This is a genomic window from Rothia sp. HMSC08A08 (assembly GCF_001808385.1).
GTDB lineage: Bacteria > Actinomycetota > Actinomycetes > Actinomycetales > Micrococcaceae > Rothia > Rothia dentocariosa.
On record NZ_KV793084.1, the window covers coordinates 86,526 to 90,457 of the forward strand.

Annotated in this window: 6 protein-coding genes; all 6 read right to left on the bottom strand. The window is 44.6% G+C overall.

Features of this window, described 5'->3' with window-relative positions; genetic code table 11:
- Positions 1–192 precede the first annotated feature (192 nt).
- Positions 193–951 (bottom strand): hypothetical protein, encoded by a 759-nt coding sequence (locus tag HMPREF3164_RS10700; RefSeq protein ID WP_070450955.1) that lies wholly within the window; start codon positions 949–951, stop codon positions 193–195.
- Between the two features lie 200 nt (positions 952–1,151).
- Positions 1,152–1,460: a hypothetical protein gene (locus tag HMPREF3164_RS10705; RefSeq protein WP_070450957.1), complete on the bottom strand. Its 309-nt coding sequence runs from the start codon at positions 1,458–1,460 to the stop codon at positions 1,152–1,154.
- Between the two features lie 5 nt (positions 1,461–1,465).
- A complete protein-coding gene (locus HMPREF3164_RS10710) occupies positions 1,466–2,164 on the bottom strand; it encodes a hypothetical protein (protein WP_070450959.1) in 699 nt (232 codons plus the stop codon).
- Between the two features lie 105 nt (positions 2,165–2,269).
- Positions 2,270–2,944, bottom strand: a complete 675-nt coding sequence (locus tag HMPREF3164_RS10715) for a hypothetical protein (protein WP_070450961.1) — start codon at positions 2,942–2,944, stop codon at positions 2,270–2,272.
- A 46-nt stretch (positions 2,945–2,990) separates the two neighbouring features.
- Complete coding sequence (locus HMPREF3164_RS10720; RefSeq protein ID WP_070450963.1) at positions 2,991–3,677, bottom strand: hypothetical protein; 687 nt, start codon at positions 3,675–3,677, stop codon at positions 2,991–2,993.
- An 18-nt stretch (positions 3,678–3,695) separates the two neighbouring features.
- The gene (locus tag HMPREF3164_RS11015) at positions 3,696–3,905 is read right to left on the bottom strand and encodes a ribonuclease domain-containing protein (protein ID WP_168160770.1); all 210 of its coding nucleotides are present in this window, start codon (positions 3,903–3,905) and stop codon (positions 3,696–3,698) included.
- Positions 3,906–3,932 lie beyond the last annotated feature (27 nt).

Sequence of the window (3,932 nt, forward strand, 5' to 3'; positions counted from 1 at the left end):
ACTCCCCATCCTCATACAACGGGTCAGGAAAACCACTAGGAAAATATTTCCTTCCTATTGAGGCCAAGGGTGCTTAGCATCAGGGTCGGTAAAAAACTACTTCGTGACCCGGTTCCAGTACCCGCTCTCCTGAGTAAAGACGGGAACGATGAACTCATCCTTGTAGTCGCATTTATACCCCATACATAGTGTTTATACAGAAGGGTCTGGCTCAGTAAATTCACTATGCACCAGGTGTACCTTTGAGGCAAGAACAGGGTCATACAATGGTGATTCAGGATAATACCGAGGATCAGCAACATAAATACCCGTTGTCTGTGAACTATGGGTAGTAACACCAAAAAGCTCCCCATACTTATCGTAGAGAGGATCCGGGGCACCGTTCGGGAAGTTCCTGCGCTGCTCTTCTTCAAAATCAGACCATGGATACCGCACACCCTCACCGGCAATCATCACATTTTCCGCACCCATCAGCTCCTCAAACTGTGGAATATATGAGGTGGGAAGACCAACACCATACCCCACCACCACAGGAAACTCTTCATAGATATACCCACGAAGATCAGAGTAGTGATATACCATGTGTTCAATCAGCTGAAGCATGAACTCAGCCCCATACCCCTGATGCAAATCAGGGTGGGTAGAGAAGATATCTTCAAAATTCTTATAAAAAACAAAAAGGCCTTTGCGCATATTAATGCCATAGATATCAGTGATATTATCTTTGACCCCCATAGCGTTAATGTATCCATGCTCAGGAACCTTAAAATTGAGTTCACCCAGAAGCCTCGTGCCGCAATCCTCAATATCCTCCACATTCGCACAGTCTACTTCAGCGATATACCACCCCTGTTCCTGCAAACGAGGCTTCATCACCTTCTCCCAATACCCACTCTCGTAAGTGAACACAGGAACAATGAACGCATCCTTATATTCTTTCTCATAAACCATATAGTTATTTCCTCGAGAAGGCCCACACAGGGGGATTCATAAAGAACCTACCTAAGTCCCTGATGAATAAACCCTTAAGCAATATTCCAAAATTTTAACCTCAAGTACTATCACGTTTATCCCATTCCTATAAGCCTTGGATCATCTAGGGTACGCTGAAACTCTATTCGGCTAGCCAGTTGACTTCATTATTCTGACTACTAATCCGCTAAATAGGTTATACTCGAGCGCACGATCTCGGTCATACCAGCCTTATCCATCGAATCCATCACCGAACACAACGCAGCTGATAATAACCGCGACTCAGCATAAGGACTAAACCGGTACTGCTGCAGGCTAGGTTTCTTACCCGCAGTCAGGGTCAGCATAAAATTCTCAAGCGACCAATCTGTAGAAGTTTGAATGGCCTTGACCATATCGGACCCATGAGCTTGCACCCATGCCTGATCTATAGTCTGATTCTCGAACCCAGTACCGGTTGAATTATGCGGATACAGGCTGAACCTCAAGACGACTATTCTTCTACGGAATATCCTGCATCACCAGTAAACGCAGGACTCTCCGGGTACCTTTCAGGATCAAAAATCCAATCCCCCCGCTCATCACACCGAGGAGCCGGGAACCCCTGAGGAAAATATTTTTTCTTCCGCTCCTCATGCCAAGTCCACGGATACTCCACCACCTCCGGGCCAGCAATCAGAATCTCATTATTTCCTGTAAAAAACTGCTCCACACGCGGCAAAGAAGCCCGGCTCACCCCGAACCCATACCCTAAAGTCACCTCATAATCATCCCCAGACCTAGGACGTGGGCTAGGACGCATAGGATAGACCAGACGCATATAATCAACCATATGCACGGCATAAATAGCGTAACTATCGTTCCCTAAACGATCCGCCATCGACAGAACATCCTCAAAATTTTTATAATACACAAACAACCCCTGACGCAGATCAAGCCAATCGACTGCAGTAGCATATTCAAAAGCCCACTCTGTATCAAACTCATACGGAAAAGAGTCCCAGTCGAAATCCAAAGCTGTTAAAAGACGACGTCCAAAGTCTCGAGCATCTAACACACCGGCACAGTCAACCTCTGCGATATACCACCCTTCACGCTCAAGATAGGGCTTCATACAATTCTGCCAATACCCATCCTCTTCAATGAAGATCGGGGCAATAAAAGGTTTTGAAAGATTATGTTGATACGGCATGCTGTTTCTTTCCCAAAATTAACTCACGAGGCAAATAAATATATAGAGCACGACCTGGGGTATAACCCATATACGTCATCTAGCTAACCACCAGATGCCTTGATACTATGAGTCCATACTGCCAGTGTAGGTGGTGCTTTCAGGATACTCATCAGGGTCAGTTATCCAGATACCATTCTCATCATACCGAGGATCGGGAAAACCATTAGGGAAGTATTTCTTCTTCCGCTCCTCCTGCTGAGACCAGGGATATACAGCATTGGGATCAGCGCAGATCGTCTGATGACCTTCAAAATACTCCTCAACGCGAGGGAGAAAATCTTTCGACACCTCAAACCCATACCCAAAAAGAACCTCATACCCTTCATGACCGGCAGGCCGCATAGGGTAATGAAGCTGCATCGAATCAATGAGACGTACTACATAGTTCGCATAACTGTCACCCCCCAGATAATCGGCCATCTTTAGAACATCTTCAAAATGTTTAAGATAAACAAACAGTCCTTGGCGCATATCTAGCCAGTCGATTTCAGTAGCAAGTTCTTCAGCCCAGTATGAGTCAAATTCACCACTAATTTCATTCTCCCAATCAAGTCGGATCGCTTCCATAAGTCGATACCCAAAATCCCTAGTACCTTGCACTCCTGCGCAATCGACCTCCACAACGCACCATCCTTCTTTCTCGAGGTAAGGGCGCATATAATCTTCCCAGTATCGATCTTCTGCAAGAAACAAGGGCGCGATGAATTTTTTAGAAGACCCTGCTTGTCTATAAGCCATTTTCTACCTCTTTTGGAGTGCAACTCGACGAGAAAACTAACTTGTCTTATTCAGAAGAACCCTCCTCACCACTGCCGCCGGTATAGGTGGTGCTCTCGGGGTATATGTTGGGGTCAGTCACCCAGATACCATTCTCATCATACCGAGGATCGGGAAAACCATTAGGGAAGTATTTCTTCTTCCGCTCTTCCTGTTGAGACCAAGGGTATTCAGTATCAGGGCCAGCAAAGATTATTTCGTGACCTTCAAAATACTCCTCAACGCGAGGAAGGGAATCTTTCGACACCTCAAGCCCATACCCAAAAAGAACCTCGTATTCGTCATCACGCCACATAGGACGCCGTGGGTAATAAGCATTCATAATGTAAAGGATATCCACACTATACCTAACGTAACCCTCCATGTTTAAACCGTCAGCCATAGATAGAACATCTTCAAAGTTTTTATAGTAGACAAACAATCCTTGACGCATATCAAGCCAATCGATATCCTCTGCATATTCTTCAGCCCATTTCAAATCAAATTTATGCGGGAATGAACTCCAATCAAAACTGATAGCATTCATAAAACGAATAGCAAAATCATAGGCATCCACAACTCCTGCGCAATCAACTATAACAACATGCCACCCCTCCTGACGCAGAGAAGGAAGCATATAGTTTTCCCAATAATTATTATCTCGTATAAAAACAGGGATATTAAACGGTTTAGAATATAAAGCCTCATAAGGCATATTCGTTTCCTTTCAAAATTAATCAACAAGGCGGACAAAAGTTAAGTAGTGATCTGGCGAATAGTAAATACTTCCATTGCTTCCTACTACGATACGATGCGTTCCCCGATTAAGTCCTGGTTTATCATTTTCTTTGATGATATACTCTGGTGTTTTTGCATCATATTCAGTATATGTAATAAAATTACCATAGGAATACAAGCCAGCAGGGCTGCCCACAGGCGACACCAATCAATCATAGACAACCCTGCCTTT

Coding starts and splice junctions, on each gene's coding strand:
- HMPREF3164_RS10700 (WP_070450955.1), bottom strand. CDS start 951: ATGGTTTATGAGAAAGAATATAAGGATGCGTTCATTGTTCCTGTGTTC.
- HMPREF3164_RS10710 (WP_070450959.1), bottom strand. CDS start 2,164: ATGCCGTATCAACATAATCTTTCAAAACCTTTTATTGCCCCGATCTTC.
- HMPREF3164_RS10715 (WP_070450961.1), bottom strand. CDS start 2,944: ATGGCTTATAGACAAGCAGGGTCTTCTAAAAAATTCATCGCGCCCTTG.
- HMPREF3164_RS10720 (WP_070450963.1), bottom strand. CDS start 3,677: ATGCCTTATGAGGCTTTATATTCTAAACCGTTTAATATCCCTGTTTTT.